20 protein-coding genes are annotated in these 21,990 nt (G+C 39.4%); 7 read left to right on the top strand and 13 right to left on the bottom strand.

The window, feature by feature from the left end:
- Positions 1–189 precede the first annotated feature (189 nt).
- Both KSK37_RS09805 and KSK37_RS09800 read left to right on the top strand, forming a co-directional pair.
- Positions 190–2,466: an aconitate hydratase gene (locus tag KSK37_RS09805; RefSeq protein WP_217201145.1), complete on the top strand. Its 2,277-nt coding sequence runs from the start codon at positions 190–192 to the stop codon at positions 2,464–2,466.
- Positions 2,467–2,593: 127 nt separating this feature from the next.
- On the top strand, positions 2,594–4,756 hold the full coding sequence (locus KSK37_RS09800) for a TonB-dependent receptor domain-containing protein (RefSeq protein WP_217201143.1): 2,163 nt from the start codon (positions 2,594–2,596) through the stop codon (positions 4,754–4,756).
- Positions 4,757–5,097: 341 nt separating this feature from the next.
- On the opposite strand, the gene KSK37_RS09795 is transcribed toward KSK37_RS09800, so the two are convergent.
- The 7 genes from KSK37_RS09795 to KSK37_RS09765 form a co-directional block, all read right to left on the bottom strand.
- Positions 5,098–5,796 carry an RluA family pseudouridine synthase gene (locus KSK37_RS09795; RefSeq protein WP_217201141.1) on the bottom strand — a complete coding sequence of 233 codons (699 nt, stop codon included), beginning with the start codon at positions 5,794–5,796 and terminating at the stop codon, positions 5,098–5,100.
- An 81-nt stretch (positions 5,797–5,877) separates the two neighbouring features.
- Positions 5,878–6,390, bottom strand: a complete 513-nt coding sequence (locus tag KSK37_RS09790) for an NUDIX hydrolase (protein ID WP_217201139.1) — start codon at positions 6,388–6,390, stop codon at positions 5,878–5,880.
- Positions 6,391–7,296, bottom strand: a complete 906-nt coding sequence (gene xerD / locus KSK37_RS09785; protein WP_217201335.1) for a site-specific tyrosine recombinase XerD — start codon at positions 7,294–7,296, stop codon at positions 6,391–6,393. It abuts the gene before it with no gap.
- A gap of 25 nt (positions 7,297–7,321) precedes the next feature.
- A complete protein-coding gene (locus KSK37_RS09780; RefSeq protein ID WP_281418166.1) occupies positions 7,322–7,747 on the bottom strand; it encodes a deoxycytidylate deaminase in 426 nt (141 codons plus the stop codon).
- A gap of 90 nt (positions 7,748–7,837) precedes the next feature.
- Complete coding sequence (locus KSK37_RS09775; protein WP_217201138.1) at positions 7,838–8,485, bottom strand: toxin-antitoxin system YwqK family antitoxin; 648 nt, start codon at positions 8,483–8,485, stop codon at positions 7,838–7,840.
- 26 nt (positions 8,486–8,511) lie between these two features.
- Positions 8,512–9,279, bottom strand: coding sequence for an enoyl-CoA hydratase/isomerase family protein (locus KSK37_RS09770; protein ID WP_088358921.1), 768 nt, complete (start codon positions 9,277–9,279; stop codon positions 8,512–8,514).
- A 109-nt stretch (positions 9,280–9,388) separates the two neighbouring features.
- Positions 9,389–10,888 carry a catalase gene (locus KSK37_RS09765; RefSeq protein ID WP_088358920.1) on the bottom strand — a complete coding sequence of 500 codons (1,500 nt, stop codon included), beginning with the start codon at positions 10,886–10,888 and terminating at the stop codon, positions 9,389–9,391.
- 109 nt (positions 10,889–10,997) lie between these two features.
- Between KSK37_RS09765 and KSK37_RS09760 the strand changes: the two genes are divergently transcribed.
- From KSK37_RS09760 to KSK37_RS09740, 5 genes are all read left to right on the top strand, one after another.
- Positions 10,998–11,942, top strand: a complete 945-nt coding sequence (locus KSK37_RS09760) for a hydrogen peroxide-inducible genes activator (RefSeq protein WP_088358919.1) — start codon at positions 10,998–11,000, stop codon at positions 11,940–11,942.
- 190 nt (positions 11,943–12,132) lie between these two features.
- On the top strand, positions 12,133–13,416 hold the full coding sequence (gene metK / locus KSK37_RS09755) for a methionine adenosyltransferase (RefSeq protein WP_217201136.1): 1,284 nt from the start codon (positions 12,133–12,135) through the stop codon (positions 13,414–13,416).
- 76 nt (positions 13,417–13,492) lie between these two features.
- Positions 13,493–13,984, top strand: coding sequence for a hypothetical protein (locus KSK37_RS09750; protein WP_217201134.1), 492 nt, complete (start codon positions 13,493–13,495; stop codon positions 13,982–13,984).
- Positions 13,985–14,163: 179 nt separating this feature from the next.
- Positions 14,164–14,754 carry an RNA polymerase sigma factor gene (locus KSK37_RS09745; RefSeq protein ID WP_088358916.1) on the top strand — a complete coding sequence of 197 codons (591 nt, stop codon included), beginning with the start codon at positions 14,164–14,166 and terminating at the stop codon, positions 14,752–14,754.
- A gap of 209 nt (positions 14,755–14,963) precedes the next feature.
- Complete coding sequence (locus KSK37_RS09740) at positions 14,964–15,659, top strand: YjjG family noncanonical pyrimidine nucleotidase (RefSeq protein WP_217201132.1); 696 nt, start codon at positions 14,964–14,966, stop codon at positions 15,657–15,659.
- A 59-nt stretch (positions 15,660–15,718) separates the two neighbouring features.
- Here the strand turns inward: KSK37_RS09740 and trpS are convergent, their stop codons facing one another.
- The 6 genes from trpS to ileS all read right to left on the bottom strand — a co-directional run bounded on the left by trpS (position 15,719) and on the right by ileS (position 21,942).
- Positions 15,719–16,687 (bottom strand): tryptophan--tRNA ligase, encoded by a 969-nt coding sequence (trpS, locus tag KSK37_RS09735; protein ID WP_088358914.1) that lies wholly within the window; start codon positions 16,685–16,687, stop codon positions 15,719–15,721.
- Positions 16,688–16,819: 132 nt separating this feature from the next.
- Complete coding sequence (locus KSK37_RS09730) at positions 16,820–17,458, bottom strand: lipoprotein signal peptidase (RefSeq protein WP_088358913.1); 639 nt, start codon at positions 17,456–17,458, stop codon at positions 16,820–16,822.
- Positions 17,458–17,658 carry a DUF2683 family protein gene (locus tag KSK37_RS09725; RefSeq protein WP_088358912.1) on the bottom strand — a complete coding sequence of 67 codons (201 nt, stop codon included), beginning with the start codon at positions 17,656–17,658 and terminating at the stop codon, positions 17,458–17,460. Before KSK37_RS09725 ends, KSK37_RS09730 begins: the two co-directional genes overlap by 1 nt.
- Before the next feature lie 9 nt (positions 17,659–17,667).
- Positions 17,668–17,913, bottom strand: a complete 246-nt coding sequence (locus KSK37_RS09720; protein WP_343216984.1) for a DUF6576 domain-containing protein — start codon at positions 17,911–17,913, stop codon at positions 17,668–17,670.
- A gap of 97 nt (positions 17,914–18,010) precedes the next feature.
- On the bottom strand, positions 18,011–18,391 hold the full coding sequence (locus KSK37_RS09715) for a TraR/DksA family transcriptional regulator (RefSeq protein WP_088358911.1): 381 nt from the start codon (positions 18,389–18,391) through the stop codon (positions 18,011–18,013).
- 65 nt (positions 18,392–18,456) lie between these two features.
- Positions 18,457–21,942, bottom strand: a complete 3,486-nt coding sequence (gene ileS, locus KSK37_RS09710; protein WP_217201130.1) for an isoleucine--tRNA ligase — start codon at positions 21,940–21,942, stop codon at positions 18,457–18,459.
- Between the last annotated feature and the right edge of the window lie 48 nt (positions 21,943–21,990).

The following is a 21,990-nucleotide window of genomic DNA, read 5'->3' as shown; positions in this document are numbered from 1 at the left end:
AGAAAGCGACGTTTTTAATAGCGATCGGTTTCCAAAGTTTAATTTAAAGCTTTCACATCATTTTTTAAAAATAGTGAAAAATAGACAGTCAGCATAATATTTATATTAAATCTAAATGAATTTAATCATTAATACGCGTAAAATTTTGTAATTTTGAGCTCCTTAAAATTTCAATAAAAATATACAGATATGACATTTGACATTGATATGATCAGAAAAGTGTATGAGCGTTACCCTGAAAGAGTTGCGAAAGCACGTGAAGTGGTAGGTAAACCTCTTACATTATCAGAGAAAATCCTTTATACTCACCTTTGGGAAGGCAACGCAACCCAAAGTTACGAGCGCGGAAACTCTTATGTAGATTTCGCTCCGGACAGGGTAGCAATGCAGGATGCAACGGCACAGATGGCGCTTTTGCAGTTCATGCAGGCCGGTAAGGCCAAAGTTGCTGTTCCTTCCACCGCTCACGCCGATCACCTTATTCAGGCAAGAGTAGGCGCGGAGCCAGATTTGCAGGAAGGTATCAATAAAAACTCAGAAGTTTTCAATTTCTTAAGTTCAGTTTGTGATAAGTACGGAATTGGTTTCTGGAAGCCGGGTGCAGGTATTATTCACCAGGTGGTTTTGGAAAATTACGCTTTTCCGGGAGGAATGATGATCGGAACCGATTCTCACACCGTTAACGCAGGTGGTTTAGGAATGGTTGCGATTGGTGTTGGTGGTGCTGACGCAGTAGATGTAATGGCAGGAATGGCATGGGAACTTAAAATGCCAAAATTAATCGGTGTAAAATTAACCGGTAAACTGAACGGATGGACCTCTGCAAAAGATGTGATCTTAAAAGTTGCTGGAATCCTAACCGTAAAAGGAGGAACAGGATGCATCGTTGAATATTTCGGCGAAGGAGCAAAAAATCTTTCTGCTACAGGAAAAGGAACCATCTGTAACATGGGTGCTGAGATTGGAGCTACAACTTCAACTTTCGGATACGATGACTCAATGAGAAGATATCTTGCTGCAACCGGAAGACAGGATGTTGTAGATGCAGCAGATAAAATTGCAGATCATTTAACAGGTGATGCAGAAGTATATGCAAATCCTGAATTGTATTTCGATCAGGTTATTGAAATTAATTTGGATGAATTGGCACCGCACTTAAACGGTCCTTTCACTCCGGATTTGGCAACACCGGTTTCTGAATTCAGAGCGAAAGCAGAAGCAAACGGCTGGCCGCTGGATGTAGAATGGGCTTTGATCGGTTCATGTACAAATTCATCTTACGAAGATTTATCAAGAGCAGCTTCTATCGTTGAAGATGCGGTTGCAAAAGGGGTGAAGCCAAAAGCAATTTTAGGAATCAACCCGGGATCTGAGCAGGTTAAATTTACTGCTGAAAGAGACGGTTTCCTTGATTCTTTCAGAAAATTTGAGTCAGCAAGAATATTTACAAATGCCTGCGGCCCTTGTATCGGACAGTGGGACAGAGAAGGTTCTGAAAAAGGGGAGAAAAACTCAATCATTCACTCATTCAACAGAAACTTTGCGAAAAGAGCCGACGGAAACCCAAATACCCACGCTTTCGTAGCTTCTCCTGAAATGGTAGCTGCTGTGGCAATTTCTGGCAGACTTGATTTTAACCCAATCACTGATACTTTAACCAACCAAAACGGCGAGCAGATTAAGCTGGACGAACCAAAAGGTCTTGAACTTCCTGAAAAAGGTTTTGCCGTTGATGACAACGGTTATCAGGCGCCTTCAGAAGACGGTTCTTCTGTTCAGGTAAATGTGAGCCCTACGTCGGACAGACTTCAGTTATTGGAGCCTTTTCAGCCTTGGGACGGACAAAATATTACCGGTGCGAAAGTTTTGATCAAAGCATTCGGAAAATGTACCACTGACCATATTTCTATGGCAGGACCTTGGTTGAAATACAGAGGTCATTTGGATAACATTTCAAACAATATGTTGATCGGCGCGGTAAACGCTTACAACATGGAAACCAACAAAGTGAAGAACGAATTAACCGGAGAATACGGTGAAGTTCCTGCTGTGGCAAGAGCTTACAAAGCTGCAGGCGTTCCTACCATCGTTGTGGGTGACCAGAATTACGGTGAAGGTTCTTCCAGAGAACATGCTGCAATGGAGCCGAGACATCTTGGCGTAAGAGCGGTTTTGGTAAAATCTTTCGCAAGAATCCACGAAACGAATCTTAAAAAACAGGGAATGCTTGGTTTAACCTTCGTAAACCCTGAAGAATACGATAAAATCCGTGAGGATGATACCGTAAACTTCTTAGATTTAGATCAGTTCGCACCAGCTCATCCTTTACAGTTGGAGTTTGTGCATTCCGATGGAACTAAAGATTTAATCCTAGTAAATCATACGTATAACGAACAGCAGATCGGTTGGTTTAAAGCAGGTTCTGCTTTGAATCTTATCGCAGAAGAAGCGAGAAAGAATGCATAATTCTTTTTGAATTATAAATGAACCGTTCAGGAAACTGAACGGTTTTTTTGTGGGTAGCTGTAACAAATACTGTATTTGGCGGTCTAATTAATTAATTAAACTATTTTTGCCCGCTGAAATTTAAATTATGAAAAAAACAATTACAGTGCTTTCCACTGTCATCTTTCTAAATTCCTACGCACAGGAAAAACCAAAAAATGAAAGAGAAACCAATATCGAAGGTGTTACCGTTCTGAAAGCTAAAAAAGCTGTTGAACAAAAGGCCGACCGTACCATTTTCGACTTTTCCGAACAGCCTCAGCTTAATACAGGCACGCTGATGGAAGGCGTTAAAAAACTTCCGGGCTTAGTGGTTACAGATATCGCAGGGATGATGTATCAGGGAAAACCTCTTGCTGTTTTCATGGACGGAAGACCAATGAACATCACTTCTGCAGACCTGAACGGCTTTCTGGAAGGGATGCCTGCAAATTCAGTGGACAGAATTGAAATTATCACCCAGCCGGGCGCCGAGTTTCCTGCAACATCCGGCGGAGCCATTTTAAACATCATCACTTCCAAAACCGCAAAGAATTATCTTACTGCAACCTATTCCGGGAATTACAGCTTTACCGATTATGACAAATGGAGAAGCCGCACCAATAATTCACTGAGTTTAAATTCTAAGAACAAATATTTCGGCTGGCAGCTGAATGTCGGACAGAATTACCGCGAAAACCTGATGTCTGCTGCCATTGATGATCTTACCACCACACTGACAGACGGTCAGCGCCGAGGGTATTTTGCCAAAGCCGCAATGAATTTTGATCTCGGTACCGACCGTTTATTGCTGAACTATGATATTTTCCATAATAATAACGATAATTACACTTTCAGTACAGGAAAATATTACGGAACACCTTTCCAGACCGAAGATGATGCAAATACTTTTAACATCCGCCAAGAAGCGGTTGCAACATACCAGAAACGGTTTTCGGATAAAAATAAAAAACTCGATTTCAAATACAGCTTAAGCAATTCGACTTCTGATTTCGAACAGATCAACCGTATTCAGAATGCCGCCGTTCTGCAGAATAATTCCGAAATGAATGTTTCAACTTTTAAAGTGGATTATTCACAGCCGATGAAGATTCTGGATGAAGGTAAAATCAGTTTCGGCGGATTGTTCGATTTGCAGAACTTCAATACAGAAAGCCGGGGCGTGACCAATCTTGATTATCAGCGTCAGAATGCAGCGACTTATCTTGAACTTCAGGCAAAACTTAAAAAGTTTGATTTCACTTTGGGAACAAGAGCGGAGAATTATGATATTTCAGGAATTGCAAGATTTACTGATGACAACGGAAATCTGGTAGAGAAAGATTTGATTCCTTTCAATAAATTTAAATTCTTCCCGAACGCGAGCATGCAGTACAACTTTATGCCGAAAGTGTATCTCGCACTTAATTATAACAGAAAAATCACGCTGCCAAGTATTTCGGCGCTGAATCCTAACAACAATATTTACCAGAACGGAAATACCGTGACCACGGGTAATCCAAATCTGCAGCCGACCATTTTCGATAATTACGAAGTGAAGGTTTCCATGTTCGATTATGCGTTTGTAGGATACAGTGTGAGCAATGCGAAAAATCAGGTGATGCAGATCGTTACACGCGAAAAAGTCACAGATCCGGTAAGCGGTCTGGAAAATGATTTCATCAGAAACCGCCAGGAAAACATCCAGGAAATCACCATCCAGAATTTTAATATTGGATTGCCGATTCCACTCGTGATCTTTACAAAACCTTTAAAGGAAATCATGAGTTTCAATTTCAATCCTGATAAAATCAATTTCATTTACGTTTATGCCGCATACCAGAAGCATATTTTGCCCAATATCGATACGAAAGGGTTTCTGATGCTGAATATCAACTCACAGTTTCTGCTGCCGAAAGACATAAAACTGGCAGTGAATTATTTTGTGATTCCGCCGAGAGGAAATTATTATTATTTTGAAGCGGTAAAACCTATCGGAAACAATGTGGATGTTACGCTTTCAAAGAAATTCATGAAAGACAGACTGAGTGTTTCGGTGTTTGCCAATGATATTCTGAACGGGCAGCAGATGTCTTTCCGTTCCATTGCGGCGCAGCCTAATGTGATTCTGATGAATAAATTCGACAGCAGGAATTTCGGTTTCTCCGTTAATTATAAAATTCCGACCAGAAATAAACTGGCGAAAGAAGCACCAAATATGCTGAATCAGGAGAAAAAAGAGGATGGAGGAATTCTGAATCAGGGACAGTAAAAAATCCTTTATTAAATAAGATAAAAAACCGTTCAGGAAACTGAGCGGTTTTTTTTATTTGTTTTTTAAGGAAACTGGGAGGCGAAATCATTCTACAACCTGCAGAAACCGTAAAACGAACTTCACAAATCGTAGAACAACGTGGAGAATTGGTAAAACAAGATGCAGAAATAGCTCCACAACATGCGGAAATGGGAATACAAAATGCAGATATGATAAAACAATATTGTTAATTCATTTCCGCTATTGATAATTCATTTATTTTGCTGATTACCTGGTTTATTAACAATGTATTAAGGGTAAAAATGAATTATCTAAAAAAAACAGTCTGAAAATTGGCACTACTGTTCACAGGCCTTCCAAACCGGGTCGTTCTGCGGAACCGGTGCGACAACCTCTAAGTTTTCCTTTGTCACCGGATGAATAAATGCTAATTTTCTGGCGTGAAGATGAATGCCGCCGTCTGGATTGGAACGTGCTGCGCCGTATTTTAAATCGCCTTTTATCGGAACACCGATTTTAGAAAGCTGCGCACGGATCTGGTGATGACGGCCGGTTTCCAGATCGATTTCCAAAAGCTGAAAATTATCCAGAGTTTTAATGATCTGATAATTAAGAATCGATTCCTTGGCGTTTTCCGTAGGTTTTATAAAAACGGTAGCCTTGTTGGTTTTTTCGTTTTTCTGAAGATAATGAACGAGCCTTTGGCTTTGCGGAATCATTTCTTTTGCCACCACTGCCCAGTAAGTCTTTTTGATTTCCCGGTTTTTAACCATTTGAGTCAGTCTGCTTAAAGCTTTGGAAGTTTTTGCGTAAATCACCAATCCCGAAGTAGGTCTGTCGATTCTGTGAACCAGACCAAGGAAAACATTTCCAGGTTTGTTGTCTCTTTTTTTGATGAAATCTTTAATCAGATCAAGGAGGGAAGCATCACCGGTTTTGTCGCCCTGAACGAGCTGTCCGGCTTTTTTATTGATGATGAGAAGATGGTTGTCTTCAAAAACGATTTGCTGACCGAGATTGTTTTGAGATTCGTGCATGAGTGGGTTTTCGAAACACAAAATTACGATAAAAAAGAGAAAGATATTTCAGGAGGTTTTTACTGACAGGTAATTCGGATCTTACTGCTTCTGATATTTTTCGAAAAATATTCTTTGGGAATCAAAAGCGATATCCTCAAGTCTGATATCTTCTTTTCTGAGCCAAACTGTTTCGGAAATTTCAGATATTTCGAGACTGATATCAAATTTTTCCGCCACTTCGTACTCGTAGAAAAGGTCTAAAGTATTGTAACTGATATTTTTATACTGGTACGTGTTCGGAAGACTGGCGAGGTATTTCAGCTTAGAAATATCAACCTTAATTTTCATCTCTTCGAAAAGTTCACGTACGCAGGTTTCTTCCGCGCTTTCTTTTGGATCTACAAATCCGCCGGCTAAATCGAGCTTTCCTTTTTTAGGTTCCTGGTTTCTTCGGGTCAGCAGAATTTCGTCACCGCATTTTACCAAAACGGCAACCGCTCCTGCAACATTATGGTAAAGGACGTAATCACATTCCGAACAGTTCCATTTCTTTTCGCCGTCCCACTGCAGCGTCTGTTTACCGCATTTTGGGCAGAATTTAAGGTCGTTCATCTAGACTTTATTTCTCGGATGATAATTGAGGATCACCTCGCGGAGTTCTTCATTTTTTAAATGGGTGTAAATTTCAGTCGTGGTGATGCTGGAATGTCCCAGCATTTCCTGAATATAACGGAGATCTGCACCGTTCTGCAGCAAATGAGTCGCAAAAGAGTGGCGGAAAGTATGAGGTGAAATCTTTTTATTGATTCCGGCTTTCTCGGTGAGTTCTTTGATGATGATGAAAACAATGACGCGAGACATCGCAGACCCGCGGCTGTTGAGAAACAGGATGTCTTCACACTTTTTATTGACCTTATATTTGGATCTGATTTCGTGAATATAGTCTTTGATCAGTTTTGCCGTGTAGGTTGCCAACGGAACAAAACGGGATTTGTCGCCTTTTCCTTCTACCTTCAGATAAGATTCTTTGAAATTGATGTTGGATATTTTCAGATCAATTAATTCCGAAACACGCAGGCCGCAGCCGTAAAGAACTTCAATCATGCATTGGTTTCTCCTTCCCAAATCGGTAGAAAGATTAATCGCTTTTATAATCCGGTTAACGTCTTCAAAACTTAAGGTGTCGGGAAGATAAAGCCCTAATTTAGGTCCTTCCAGAAGGGTTGCGGGATTATCAGCACGGGCTTCGTCATCCAGCATATATTTAAAAAAAGCTTTGATGGACGAAATCCATCTTGCCTGTGAACGTTCACTGAATTTTTTCTTGGAAAGCTGGAACAGGTATTCCTGTATATTTTCATACGTAATTTCGAAAGGCCCGGTATTATCAAGTTCAAATTCGCAGTAATCGCGGAGTTTTCTAATGTCTCTTAAATAAGCATCAAGCGTATTGTCGGAAAAATTTCTTTCAAATTTCAGGAAGTTTTCAAAGTCTTTTAATTTTTCATCCCAGGTCATCATCTGTTATTGTGTTTAATTTTTTTTAATCCAAACTCTCTTTAGAAATTTTTAAAACTTCAATGCCATGATTTTTTAAAAATTCAATCCCGGAATTATCAGAATAATCGTCCATAAAAATGACTTTTTTTATTCCGGACTGTAAAACGAGTTTGCTGCATTCTCTGCACGGGGACAGCGTTAAATAAAGCGTCGCGTCTTTGGCAGACTGTGTGGAACCGGCCAGTTTTAAAATCGCGTTGGCTTCAGCATGCAAAACAAACCAGTGGGTTTGTCCGGCGCCGTCTTCGCAGCAGTTTTCAAATCCTGAAGGCGTTCCGTTGTAACCGTCGGAAATGATCATCCGGTCTTTTACAATCAGCGCACCTACTTTTTTTCTCTCACAATAAGACAGTTTTGCCCATTCCATTGCCATTTTCAAGTATGCCTTATCGAATTTAGTTGGTTCCAAAAATATTTAATTTTCTAATTGTTTTTTTTGTGCAGCGAAGTAAATTATTTTCAGTGTTTAATTAAAAATATTTTACGGACGGCTTTATTTTTAATCGACAGGCAGGGCTTTTCCTTTCTCGTCAAATTTTTTAATAAGTTTAAAAGGGACATCATTAAGATACTGAGTTATACTCCTTAATGTTCCTTTTTCATCATAAGATTTCCACTCGCCGTTCCTCTTGCCGTTTTCGTAATTTCCGGAGGCTTTCAGATTTCCGTTTTCATGAAAGAATTGCCATTCACCTCTCTCTACCTCTTTTCCGCTGACGGCTTGCGAAACAATATTGTCGGGAACGTAGATTGTACCTATTGAACGTTTTTTTCCATTCGGGTAAAACTGAGTTTCAGTGTACTGGGTTTCCGACTGCCAATCCTGAAGGATTTCTAAGGTGCCATCGTCCTTGTACAGTTTCCATACGCCGGTTTTCAACCCGTTTTTCCATTTCCCCTGTGTGTCGACCTTACCGTTCTCATAGTAGGTTTTAAAATCTCCGTCCTCAAGATCATGAGAGAACTTGCCTTCTTCCATGAGCTTGCCGCTTTCATAATACGACTTTGCTTCACCGTCAAATTTTCCGTCCTTGTCAGTGTAAGTGGATATTTTTAATTTTCCGCTATCGTAGTATTCTTTATATTCTTTATTCTGGGCAAAAGAAAAGGTAAACTGCAGCAGACAAAGGGTGAGGATTATTTTCATGAAATGAAGTATTAAGTTTCTAAAGTCTAGAATAAAGGTTTTCTTTTTTCCAGAAACGCGGCAACACCTTCTTTTTTGTCTTCCATTTCAAATAATTCACCGAAAGATTTTATTTCGGTTTCGAAACCGTTTTCAGTATCTGACTGATTAACGGAAGCAATCGCTTTAGAAATTCCGAGTGGAGAATTTTTAGAGATCAAAGCTGCAAGTTCATTCGTTTTAGGTAAAAGCTCTTCTAAACTAAAAACCTCGTTCACCAACCCGATTTCTTTTGCTCTTTGTGCATTAATCATTTTTGCTGAAAAAATAAGTTCGTTGGCCAGGCCTTTTCCTACCAGTTTTGGCAGTCTTTGGGTCCCTCCATACCCCGGAATCAATCCTAATGTAACTTCCGGCAAGCCGAGTTTTGCATTTTCTGATGCATATCGGATATGACACGCCATCGCAAGTTCTAAACCTCCGCCAAGAGCAAAACCGTTTACAGCAGCAATGACAGGTTTGGAAAGGTTTTCGATTTTATTGAACAGAATATGCTGGCCGTTTCTCGATAATTCTTCTGCAGCGGAAGTGCCAAAATCCGAAAACTCTTTGATATCGGCTCCTGCGACGAAAGATTTCTCTCCGCTTCCGGTTAAAATAATCACCCTGATATTCTTATCCGAATTTAAATTTCCGAAGGCATCACTTAACTCCTGAATTGTTTGCGAATTCAGTGCATTAAGGCTTTCCGGCCGGTTGATCGTAACGGTTGCAATTTTTCCGTCGGTTTCCAGGATGATATTATTGTAAATCATATTGTTAATAAAAAAGATTTTTTCTGCAAGTGCAAATTAGCATTTTTTTCTTGAAGTAAGAAATAGGTGAAATTCTGAGGGTTTTCAATAAAATAAAGTTGAATTAAATTCAGGGTTCACTGGTTTTTGTATGGTTCATCATATTCATATCGATGTTTACCTGCAGTCCCATCGCTATTTTCATTCCGAGCTCGATGTTGGCTCTGAAAAAATGACAGAGTTGGCGGTTGATAATCTCCTCTCTTTTCGGTCCCGAAATTCCGTTCATGGAGCCGATAATATTGGATATAAGATTTTCGCGGGCTTCCTGATCCATTGCTTTTGTATAGAGAAGTCCGGGCTGGGTATAATGATCATCGTCATTTTCGTTGCGTTTGAAATGCGCGACTCTTGTACTGTCCAGATCGTACTCATGATTTCTGTAAGCAGCATCTGGTTTTATGTCATCAAAACTGTTCGGGAAATAATTTGGTGAATCTTTATAGTTGCTTGAATCTGCCATAAAACCGTCTCTCTGGTAATTGTTCACCGAAAAAGGGCAGCGGTTCACTTCCAGTTGGTTTGCATTGACGCCAACTCTGTAACGGTGCGCATCGGGATAGGAAAATAATCTTCCCTGCAGCATTTTATCGGGAGAAAAACTGATGCCGTTAATCAGATTGCTCGGTGAAAAAGTCGACTGTTCCACGTGGGCGAAGAAGTTATCCGGAATTTTGTTGAGTTCCATTTCTCCAACTTCAATCAGCGGAAACTCGTTCTGAAACCACACTTTCGTTACATCAAACGGATTCCAGCGGAATTCGTTGGCCTGCTCTTCGGTCATCACCTGAATATACATTTTCCATTTCGGGAAATCGCCGTTTTCAATGGCAGTCACCAAGTCTTCCTGGGCAAAATCCGGGTTTTCACCTTTCATTTTTACGGCAGCGTCATTTGTGAAGTTTTTTATTTCCTGTTGGGTTTTGAAATGGAATTTCACCCAAACTCTTTCGTGATCTGCATTAATCATTGAAAAAGTGTGTGATCCGAAACCGTGCATATGTCTGTAACCGTAAGGCGTTCCGCGATCCGACATTAAAATTAAAACCTGATGAAGCGATTCAGGATTTAAGCTCCAGAAATCCCACATCATCGTGGCGCTTTTCAGATTGGTTTTCGGAACTCTTTTTTGCGTGTGAATAAAATCCGGGAACTTTTTCGCGTCTTTAATGAAAAAAACCGGCGTATTGTTTCCGACCAAATCCCAGTTTCCGTCTTCGGTATAAAATTTCAGTGCAAAACCTCTTGGGTCTCTTTCTGTATCTGCGCTTCCTTTTTCACCGCCTACGGTGGAGAAACGGGCAAACATTTTACATTCATTGCCAACCTTGGAAAAAAGTTTGGCTTTCGTGTATTTTGAGATATCGTGAGTGACGGTAAACTTGCCGTAAGCACCGCTTCCTTTGGCGTGTACAATTCTTTCGGGGATTCTTTCCCGTACAAAATGGGCTAAATTTTCCTGTAAAATAAAATCCTGCATTAGAACCGGACCTCTTGCACCAACTGTTTGTGAATCTTCATGTTCGAAGTAAGGTGCACCGGAACCGGAAGTAAGTTTCTTAGAATCCATTGATATATTTTTATGGAAACAAATTTAAGAATTTCAGGGTTGAATATCCCCCTAAATTTGATTAAAATCAAGAAAACATAGTATCTTTGTAATAGATAAAAGTAATCAGATGAACATTCAGCAATTAGAATATCTTATCGCCGTAGATAAATACAAGCATTTCGGAAAAGCCGCTCAGGCGTGTTTTATAACCCAGCCTACATTAAGCGCGATGATACAGAAGTTTGAAGAAGAACTGGATGTGAAAGTTTTTGACAGGACGACTCACCCTATCCGTACTACCGATGTCGGAATTCAGATCATCGAAGAAGCCAAGCGGGTGATTGATGCGGTAAATGAGCTGAAAAACAAAGCAAGCCTCCTGAATAATGTGCTGGCCGGAAAACTCAATCTTGGAATCATTCCTACAGTCTCAAGTTTTATTTTGCCTTCAGAAATTTTTGATTTTTTACAGGAAAATCCGAAAATTGAACTTAATGTGAAAGAAATGACCACGGACAGCATTATCAAATCGCTGAAATCCGGCGAGCTGGATGCAGGAATTATTGCGACTCCTTATGATGCGGCCAACGAATTTTATCAGCAGTTTCTTTTCAATGAAGAACTGATGATTTATTCCTCAGAAGATATCAAGAAAGATTCCTTCGTAGTTCCTGAAGAGATTGACAGCAATAAAGTGTGGCTTTTGGAAGAGGGCAACTGTCTCAGAACCCAGTTCGAAAATATCTGTGCTTTAAAGGAGAATTCACTGAAACCGAAAAATCTCGATTTCCTGGCTTCCAATATCAATACTTTGATACAGATGGTGGACAAAGTGGGTGGAATCACGATTCTTCCTGAACTTGCAATTCCCCAATTGTCTGATATCCAGAAAAATAAAATTTCAAGATTCAGAAAGCCGTTTCCTACCAGAGAAATAAGTCTTATTTATTACAAACCGACTTACAAACAGAAAATTTTAGACGAAATGGCGCTTTCAATTCAGAATTCCCTGCACACAAAACTCAGTTATAATAAGAATCCTGAAGAATTTGTGAGCGTAAAACCGCAGTGATTTTTATTACCTAAATAAATTTTGTGGTTCAACAAATACTCTTTAAATTTGCAGACGAAATAATTTCATGAGGAAAAATTTGAACTGATTGCAACCTCCATAAAAAATGCTAAAACAGAATTTCTATTTTAGTTTCTTTTGTAATCAATTCCTTTTTTCTTAATTTTTTAATTAAAAAAACAAAAGAAATATGTCATATTTATTCACGTCTGAATCAGTTTCAGAGGGGCATCCTGATAAAGTTGCCGATCAGATTTCCGATGCGCTTATCGATAATTTTTTGGCTTATGATCCCACTTCTAAAGTTGCATGCGAAACGCTGGTAACTACGGGGCAGGTTGTTTTGGCAGGAGAAGTAAAATCTAAAGCTTATCTTGATGTACAGGACATCGCCAGAAAAGTAATCAACGAAATTGGTTACACCAAAGGCGAGTATATGTTCAACGGAGATTCATGCGGCGTTATTTCTGCGATTCATGAGCAGTCTTCAGATATTAATCAGGGTGTTGACAGAGCTACGGAAGATGATGCAGATTTCGAAACAAAAGCAAATATGCAGGGCGCAGGTGACCAGGGAATGATGTTCGGTTATGCGACCAACGAAACCGAAAATTATATGCCGCTCGCACTGGATCTTGCACACACGATTCTTAAAGAGCTTTCTGTACTGAGAAGAGAAAATGATGCAATTCAGTATCTTCGTCCGGATGCAAAATCTCAGGTTACGATTGAATATTCTGACGATCACAAACCGATCAGAATTGATTCGATCGTGGTTTCGACTCAGCATGATGATTTCGGAAGCGAAGAAGCGATGCTTGCAAAAATTAAAAAAGACATCATTGAAATCCTGATACCGAAAGTTAAAGCTGCGCAGAAATTAGAAATTCAGGCGCTTTTCAATGATCAGATCAAATATCATATCAACCCGACAGGAAAATTTGTAATCGGCGGTCCTCATGGTGACACCGGTTTAACGGGAAGAAAAATTATCGTGGATACTTACGGTGGAAAAGGTGCTCACGGTGGTGGTGCTTTTTCAGGAAAAGATCCTTCGAAAGTGGACAGAAGTGCAGCGTATGCAGTAAGACACATCGCTAAAAACCTTGTAGCTGCCGGTGTTGCAGATGAGGTTTTAGTACAGGTTTCCTACGCCATCGGTGTTGCAGAACCTTGCGGTTTGTATATCAATACTTACGGAACTTCAAAAGTGAAATTCCATGATGGGGAAATTGCCGAAAAGGTTCAGAAAATATTTGATCTCAGACCGTATGCGATCGAACAGAATTTAAAATTAAGAAATCCGATTTATCAGGAAACAGCTTCTTACGGACATATGGGCAGAGATTACTATGTTGGTAACAAGACCTTTAACAAAGGAAAAAGCAACGAGCTGACTGTCGAAAATCTTGAGTTTTTCACTTGGGAAAAGCTTGACAAAGTTGAAGAAGTGAAAAAAGAATTTGGAATATAATTTAAAATAATTAAACTGCTTTATCAGAACGATAAGGCAGTTTTTTTTAACTTTACCCCGGCGATAAATCTTATTTATGAAGAGAATTCTGTTTATTTCAATTGTAATGATGATGTTTTCATCTGGCTTGTCGAAAGCGCAGATGACGGTGCATAAGATGATTCACGCGGGTTATGTGTATCAGAACCAAAGTTTTGGAGAATTAGGCGGTCGGCTTCTTTTCTTAAATAATGATGATATAATTTACCGTCTGGGAGCTTCTGCGCTGATGGGTGTTGCAAACAGTAAATTTGCTGTTATGCCGAAAGTGCAGGGAGATATTCTGATTAATTTTGAAAGAAATGTAGATTTTTATCACGCCTATTATTTTCTTGCCGGTGCCGAAATGACCACCAAATATATTGCTCCGAAAATTGGCGCTACGTTATTCGGAATCGTCGATGTAACAGGAGGTTATGCCTTCCCCATCGATAAGGACGGAATTAACGGAAAAGAGTTAAAGGGACTTAATTTTAATTTTACTCTCAATTTACCGCTCGTAATGTTGCATGATTTAACGAAAAAGTAAATTTTTCTTAAAGTTTTCAAAATTTTTAACAGAGTATTAACTTTTTTACTATTTTTACAGTCTCAAACACAAACCAGATCCTATCGACAAAACTATACTTCTTACCATAGACTGAACCATACCAAAGCCTGATTTAGAATGTCAGGGTAAATGATTCGGGTTAAAAACAGAAGTGAGTTATGAATACAAAAACAGATAGCTGGTTAATCTCAGAATACCGCAAAGGTAACGAGAAAACCCTCGCTGTGCTTATCAAGAGACACCAAAAAGATCTTTTTTCCTTTATATTTTATAAATTAATGGATGAAGATTTGGCCAACGATATTTTTCAGGATACTTTTATGAAGATCATTGTAACCCTTAAAGAAGGACGTTATAATGAAGAGGGAAAATTCATACTTTGGGCCAAACGGATAGCACACAATTTAATTATCGATCATTTCCGTCTGAAGTCCAAACATGTTAAAGTTTCGGAAACTTCTTATGAAAACGATGAATTCTCAATCTTTGATCTGATTGCAGGCAAAGAGGAAAACATTGAAGAACGGCTGATCAGTCAGCAGATTCAGGCTGATCTGATGAAGATGTTGGTTTATCTTCCTGAAAACCAGCAGGAAGTGATCAGGCTTCGCTTTTTTGACGGCCTGAGTTTCAAGGAAATTGCAGATCACACAGATACGAGTATCAATACTACTTTGGGAAGAGTGCGGTATGCGCTGATCAATCTGAGAAAAATCATGGAAGATCACAATATTATTTTAACCCGCTAATACTATTTTAAAAAAAGTTTCGTTTTTAGGGAAATAACTTTTTCGCCTATGAAAAAAAATGACATTTTAAACGAAAAACTTTTGAAGCCAAAAAAACAAACAATCGATTTTCTATTAAGTTATTCCAAAAGCATAGCAGTTTTGAAAACCAAAAGTAAAAACCAAATTGTTTCCAAGAACTAATCTTAAATTACTTAAATTTGTGCCGTATGAAAATTCAGCACATTTTTTTTGACCTAGACAATACCCTGTGGGATCACCGCAGAAACGCTTATCTTACTTTAAAGGACATTTTTAAGAGACAAAACGTCCGCGACAGATACAACCTCGATTTTGAGGACTTCCATAAAGAATACTTCACGATTAACGAAAGACTTTGGGCGCAGATCCGCGACGGGGAAATAGATAAAGATTATCTCCGGGAACACCGTTTCTATGATTCTTTTATGTTTTTCGGGATTGATGATCGGGAACTTGCCCAAATTTTTGAACATAACTTTCTGGATGAAATTCTGAATTATAACGACTTGGTAGAAGGTGCTTTTGAACTGCTGGAGTATCTGGCGGGAAAAAACTACAGGCTTCATATCCTTTCCAACGGTTTCAAGGAAGTTACTTACCGGAAATGTGAACTTTCCGGGATTAAAAATTATTTTGAAACCATCACCAGCGCAGATGAAATAGATATCCGGAAACCGCATCCTCAGGTTTACGAATACGCACTGAATAAAGCAGGCGCAAAAAAAGAAGAATCAGTAATGATCGGTGACGACTGGATTGCCGACGTGGAAGGCGGAAAATCTTTCGGGATGAAAGTTATCTTCTTCGATGTTTTCAACGATAATTATGAAGCAGAAGATGTCGCCGTGGTAAAGAAACTTGAAGAAATAAAAAATTATTTATAAAAAGAAAAACCTTTCAGCAATGAAAGGTTTTTTCTTGAAGTCTTATTCAAAGCCTCAATTTACATTCCCAGACTTTCGCGGACTTTTTTCAAAGTCTCTGCTGCCACTTTTCTGGTCTTTTCAGCGCCTTCCTGCAGCTTTTCTTCAAGTTCGTTCAGGTTGTTCATATAATAGCTGAAAAGTTCCCTTTCTTTAGCGTATTTGGTTAGGATCAAATTCAGAAGTTCAGTTTTTGCGTGTCCGTACCCGAAATTTCCTGCCAGATATTTCTGTCTTAAAACTTCCGTTTCTTCAGCATTTGCAATGAGTTCGTAAAGTGCAAAAACTTTATCAGTTGCAGGATCTTTCGGTTCTTCCAGCGTTTTGGAATCGGTTTCAATTCCCATAACCTGCTTTTTCAATTCTTTTTCCGGAAGAAAGATATTGATGATATTTCCTCTTGATTTCGACATTTTCTGTCCGTCAGTTCCGGGAACATATTTGGTGTCTTCCTGCAGTTCCGCCTGCGGAAGCACAAATGTTTCTCCCATCTGATGATTGAATCTTGCGCCCATGTCTCTTGCCATTTCCAGATGCTGCAGCTGATCTTTTCCTACCGGAACCACTTCTGCGGCATACAGCAGGATATCTGCAGCCATCAGAACGGGATAAGTGAAAAGTCCGGCATTCACATCATCCAAACGGTCGGCTTTATCCTTGAAAGAATGCGCAAGCGTTAATCTCTGGTAAGGAAAAAAACACGACAGATACCAAGAAAGTTCGCAAACTTCAGGAATATCACTTTGTCTGTAAAAAAATGTTTTTTCAGTATCGAGACCGCATGCAAGCCAGGCGGCTGCAATTTCGTAAGTGTTTTTTCTGAGTTCTTCGGCATTTTTAATCAGGGTTAACGAATGCATGTTTGCAATGAACAGAAAAGATTCGTTATCCGATTTTTTAGACAGTTCGATGGCAGGAATAATGGCTCCCAAGAGATTTCCGAGGTGCGGTGTTCCGGTTGCCTGTATTCCGGTGAGGATTCTTGACATAATATATTTAATTCAAGGTTCAAAAATTATAATTTTCGAGAATAATTTTCTCAAAAAGCTGAGCAAAAATAAGGAAATAAAAAACTTCAGACAATTTGCTGAAGTTTCAATATCGATGCAGTATAGATTTTTCTAAAAATCAAATCCGTGCGGAAATGCTTTCTTTCTGAAAATCAGCAACAGCAAACCTCCAACAGTGATTGCAGAATCTGCAACATTAAAGATGTATTTAAAGAATTCAATATGCTTACCGCCAATCAAAGGCCAGCTTTCCGGTACGTTCCAGTTAACGAGCGGAAAATGAAGCATATCCACCACGCAGCCTTTCATAAAGGAAGAATAGCCGTGCCCGAACTGTGCTACCTTTGAAATCCCGCCATAATCAATCCAGCGTCCTACACTTTCTTCGAAAACCGTTCCGCTGTCGAAGATCATTCCGTAGAACATTCCGTCAATAAGATTTCCGATTGCTCCGGCAAAAATAATGGACATCGGAATAATTAAATAATTGGAAGCGCCTTCTTTCAGCCACTTTCTGAAGAGATAAATCATCCCGCCGATTAAAAAGATCCTTACGATAACGAGAAAATATTTACCGATCAGTCCGCCAAAATGAAAACCGTAAGCCATTCCCGGATTTTCCACAAAAGTCAGTTTAAACCCCGGAAGTACATCCACGCTTTCGCCGAGCTGGAAATGGGTTTTGATGTAAAACTTGGAAACCTGATCAATTAAAAGAATAATAAAAGTGATTAATGCTATTTTCTTCATTAGAGGTCCGTCTTTGGTTTGTCTTTAAAATTTCGGGCAGGTTTTGTTTCTTTTTTCGCAGAAGTTTTCGGTTCGAATTTCTGAGGTGCTTTTGCGTTTCTGGTGTGAAACTTTTCATATCTGATTCCCATGTCTTTCATCACACCTTTCAGTGCGTTGAGTTCCATTTGGTTTTTTGGATGAACAATTAATGATTCCATTTTTTAATTTTATTTTTTTGAAAGTTCTTCGAGGCGTTTACGGTCTTTTTCGGAGAGATCATCCACTCCGTTTTTGCCCATTTTTCCTAAAAGCGTGTCAATTTCTTTTTCGCGGTTTCGGCGGTCAGCATTATATTGGTCATCAATGGTGTAATATTTCTCTTCAGTCCGAAGAAAAGGTTTTTTCAGCGAATTTCTGAAAAAAAAGATGATAACACCGATTGCCAAAATGATCAATACCGCTTCCAAAGCCACTGAATTTTTTTAAATTCAAATAGGTTTATAATGCGTCATTTTTTACTGAACACATTATAAACCTAAATGGTAAAATTTTAAATTGAACTGCAGAAAATTACCGTTGCAGGTTCTTTGCCTCAATACTTAACGTTGCATGCGGAACGGCTCTCAAACGGTCTTTTCCGATTAATTTCCCGGTCACTCTGCAGATGCCGTAGGTTTTGTTTTCAATACGGATTAGCGCGTTTTTAAGGTCGCGGACAAACTTCTCCTGTCTTCCGGCTAAAATGGCGTTCTGCTCTTTGCTCAGAGTCTCCGCACCTTCTTCGAATGCTTTGAAGGTGGGCGAAGTATCATCAGTTCCGTTATTCTGGTCGTTGATGAAACTTTCTCTGATCAGCATTAAATCTCTTTCTGCTTTTTCTATTTTTGACTGAATAAGTTCTTTGAACTCTTTCAGATCTGCGTCACTGTAACGTTGTCTTTCGTCTGCCATAATTAAATGTATTTTGTGGAGCTGTGCTAATGCGGCAATTAATGCATCATTACATTATCACATCCTCATGTTTTATTTATATTTACTTTAAATTTCGCTTCCTCGATTTCTATTTCGTCAAAAATCGATAGTGAATTTACAATTTCTATTCTATCTGACAATACTTCTTCCGAAATATATGCGCTATTGTTAATAAGTTCTGTTTCAAAAGGAGAATTTGCTTCCAACTGTATTGAAATTCTGTCAGTTAAATCAAAATCCTTGTCTTTTCTCAGGTTCTGAATTCTGTTGATGAACTCTCTTGCGATTCCTTCAGCTTTCAGTTCGGCAGTCAGCGTCAAATCTAATGCCACAGTCATTCTTCCTTCGTTCGCAACCGTCCATCCGGGAATATCTTTTGTGAAAATCTCAACGTCGGCTGTTGTAATTTCATGTTCCTGGATTTCCATTTTTCCTTCTTTTTCAAGACTGGAAATCTGCTCAGCATTTAAATTTGAAATTTCAGCACCAACGGTTTTCATATCTTTTCCGAGTCGCGAACCTAAGGTTTTGAAATTCGGTTTGATCTGTTTTACAATGAGATGCGAAGCTTCGTCAGCGTTGATCAATACCAGTTCTTTTACATTGACTTCCTGTTTGATTAATTCTGAAACAGCAAGGATTTGAGATTCAGTTTTTGCATCCAAAACAGGAATCATCACTTTCTGAAGCGGCTGACGGACTCTGATATTTTCTTTCTTTCTCAAAGAGAAAACCATCGAAGTAATCTGCTGTGCAAGATGGGTTTTCTCCACCAAATCCTGATCGATCAGACTTTCATCTGCTACAGGGAAATCTGTCAAATGAACTGATTCTGCTGAATTTTTTCCGGTAATACCGTTCAGATCCTGATACAGCTGATCCATAAAAAACGGAGCAATTGGCGCAGAAATTTTCGCAATAGTTTCCAGACAGGTATATAATGTTTGATAAGCCGAAATTTTATCATGAGAATATTCACCTTTCCAGAAGCGTCTTCTGCAAAGTCTTACATACCAGTTGCTTAAGTTGTCATTCACGAAATTATTGATCGCTCTTGCTACTTTGGTCGGTTCGTAATCGTTATAGAATTCAGTTACATCTTTTACGAGAAGATTTAATTCTGAAAGAATCCATCTGTCGATTTCCGGACGGTTTTCAATTTCTTTTTCCGAATAATTAAATCCGTCAACATTCGCATAAAGCGCAAAGAAAGAATAGGTGTTGTACAAAGTTCCGAAGAATTTTCTCCTTACCTCATCAATTCCTTCCAAATCGAATTTTAAATTTTCCCAAGGATTTGCATTTGCAATCATATACCAACGCGTCGCATCCGGGCCGTATTTTTTCAGTGTGGTGAACGGATCAACAGCATTTCCGAGACGTTTGGACATTTTCTGGCCGTTTTTGTCCAGAACCAAACCGTTCGACATTACATTTTTATAAGCTACAGAGTCGAAAACTGCTGTCCCGATTGCATGAAGCGTATAAAACCAACCTCGGGTTTGATCAACTCCTTCCGCGATAAAATCAGCCGGGAATGCGTTTCTTTCATCAATCAGTTCTTTGTTTTCGAACGGATAATGAAGCTGTGCATAAGGCATCGAACCGGAATCAAACCAAACATCAATCAGGTCAGACTCGCGCTTCATCGCTTTTCCTGAATCCGAAACGAGGATAATTCCGTCTACTATATTTTTATGCAGATCAATTTTCGCATAATTTTCTTTAGACATATTGCCGTTTTCAAATCCTGCGAAAGGGTTTTCAGACATTAAGCCGGCAGCAATTGATTTCTCAATTTCTGTCATCAGTTCTTCAACCGAACCAATGATTATTTCTTCTTTCAGATCCTCAGTTCTCCATATCGGCAACGGAATTCCCCAGTATCTTGATCGGGAAAGATTCCAGTCGTTTACATTTTCGAGCCAATTCGCAAAACGTCCTTCTCCTGTAGATTTCGGTTTCCAGTTGATGGTTTCATTCAGCTCTACTAAACGGTTTTTTACGGCAGTCATTTTCACAAACCATGAATCCAAAGGATAATAAAGGACAGGTTTATCGGTTCTCCAGCAGTGCGGATAACTGTGAACGTATTTTTCGACTTTAAAGGCTTTGTTCTCTGTTTTTAAAAGGATCGCAAGTTCCACATCCCAGGATTTTTCCGGAGCGGTTCCTTCGTCGTAATATTCGTTTTTAATATATTTCCCTGCAAAAAGTTCGGGAGTGTTTCCTCCGGAAATGAATTTTCCCTGAAGGTCAACTAAAGGGACAAGATTATCATTTTCGTCTTTAACCAACATTGGCGAAATGCCGCTTTCTTTTGCAACACGCGCATCATCCGCACCGAAAGTCGGCGCAATGTGTACGATTCCGGTTCCGTCTTCTGTCGTAACGAAATCTCCGATGATTACTTTAAACGCATTTTCCGGATTTTCAGCAGGTAAAAACCACGGAATTAACTGTTCGTATTCGGTTCCTGCCAAATCTGCTCCTGTGAATTCTGCTAAAATCTGGTATGGAATTGTTTTGTCCTCAGCTTTGTACTTAGCAAAATCCTCGGCATTTCCTTCAAAATATTTCTTGCCGAAATTTTTCTGCAAAAGAACATTGGCAAGGATAATATTTATCGGCTCAAAAGTATATTGGTTAAAGGTTTTCACCAAAACATATTCAATGTCTCTGCCCACGGCCAAAGCAGTGTTTGAAGGCAAAGTCCAGGGAGTGGTCGTCCAGGCAAGTATCGAAATTGGAATTATATTTTCTGCTTTCTGCTCATTTTCCTTGTCAAATTCTGCCCAATGATTAACGCCGCCGCAAGTTTCGTTTTCTAAACTAATGGATTTGTTTAAATTCAGCTTTTCAGTTAAAACCTCTGAAAGTTTCTTAACCTTGAATTGCGCAACCACCGTTGTGTCAGAAACATCACGGTAAGTTCCGGGCTGGTTAAGTTCATGTGAGCTCAGTCCGGTTCCTGCAGCAGGAGAATATGGTTGAATTGTATATCCTTTGTATAATAATTTTTTGTCGTAAAGCTGCTTCAGAAGCCACCAAACGGTTTCCATGTATTTCGGTTCGTAAGTGATATACGGATCATCAAGATCTACCCAATAGCCGATTTTTTCAGTTAAATCATTCCAAACATCGGTGTAGCGCATCACTGCATTTCTACATGCCTGGTTATAATCTTCAACGGAAATTTTCTTTCCGATGTCTTCTTTGGTGATTCCAAGTTCTTTTTCGACTCCCAGTTCTATTGGCAAACCGTGGGTGTCCCAACCTGCTTTCCGGAAAACCTGTTTTCCGTTCTGGGTTTGGTAACGGCAGAAAATGTCTTTCAGCGCCCGCGCCATAACGTGGTGAATTCCGGGCATTCCGTTGGCGGACGGCGGACCTTCATAAAAAACATATTCGGGTTTTCCTGCACGGATTTCCACTGATTTTTTAAAAGTCTGATGCCCGTTCCAGAAATCTGAAACCTGCTCTGCAACAGCGGTTAAGTCGAGATTTTTATATTCGTTAAACTTCTTCATTTTCAGTCAGTTCAAAAGGAATTATCCTCATTAATTAAGTTTGCGAAT

The sequence above is a fragment of the Kaistella soli genome (genome assembly GCF_019038595.1).
In the GTDB taxonomy this organism is placed as follows: Bacteria; Bacteroidota; Bacteroidia; order Flavobacteriales; family Weeksellaceae; genus Kaistella; species Kaistella soli.
The sequence above is the reverse complement of the archived record's forward strand: the minus strand, read 5'-3'. Positions and strand labels throughout refer to the sequence as shown.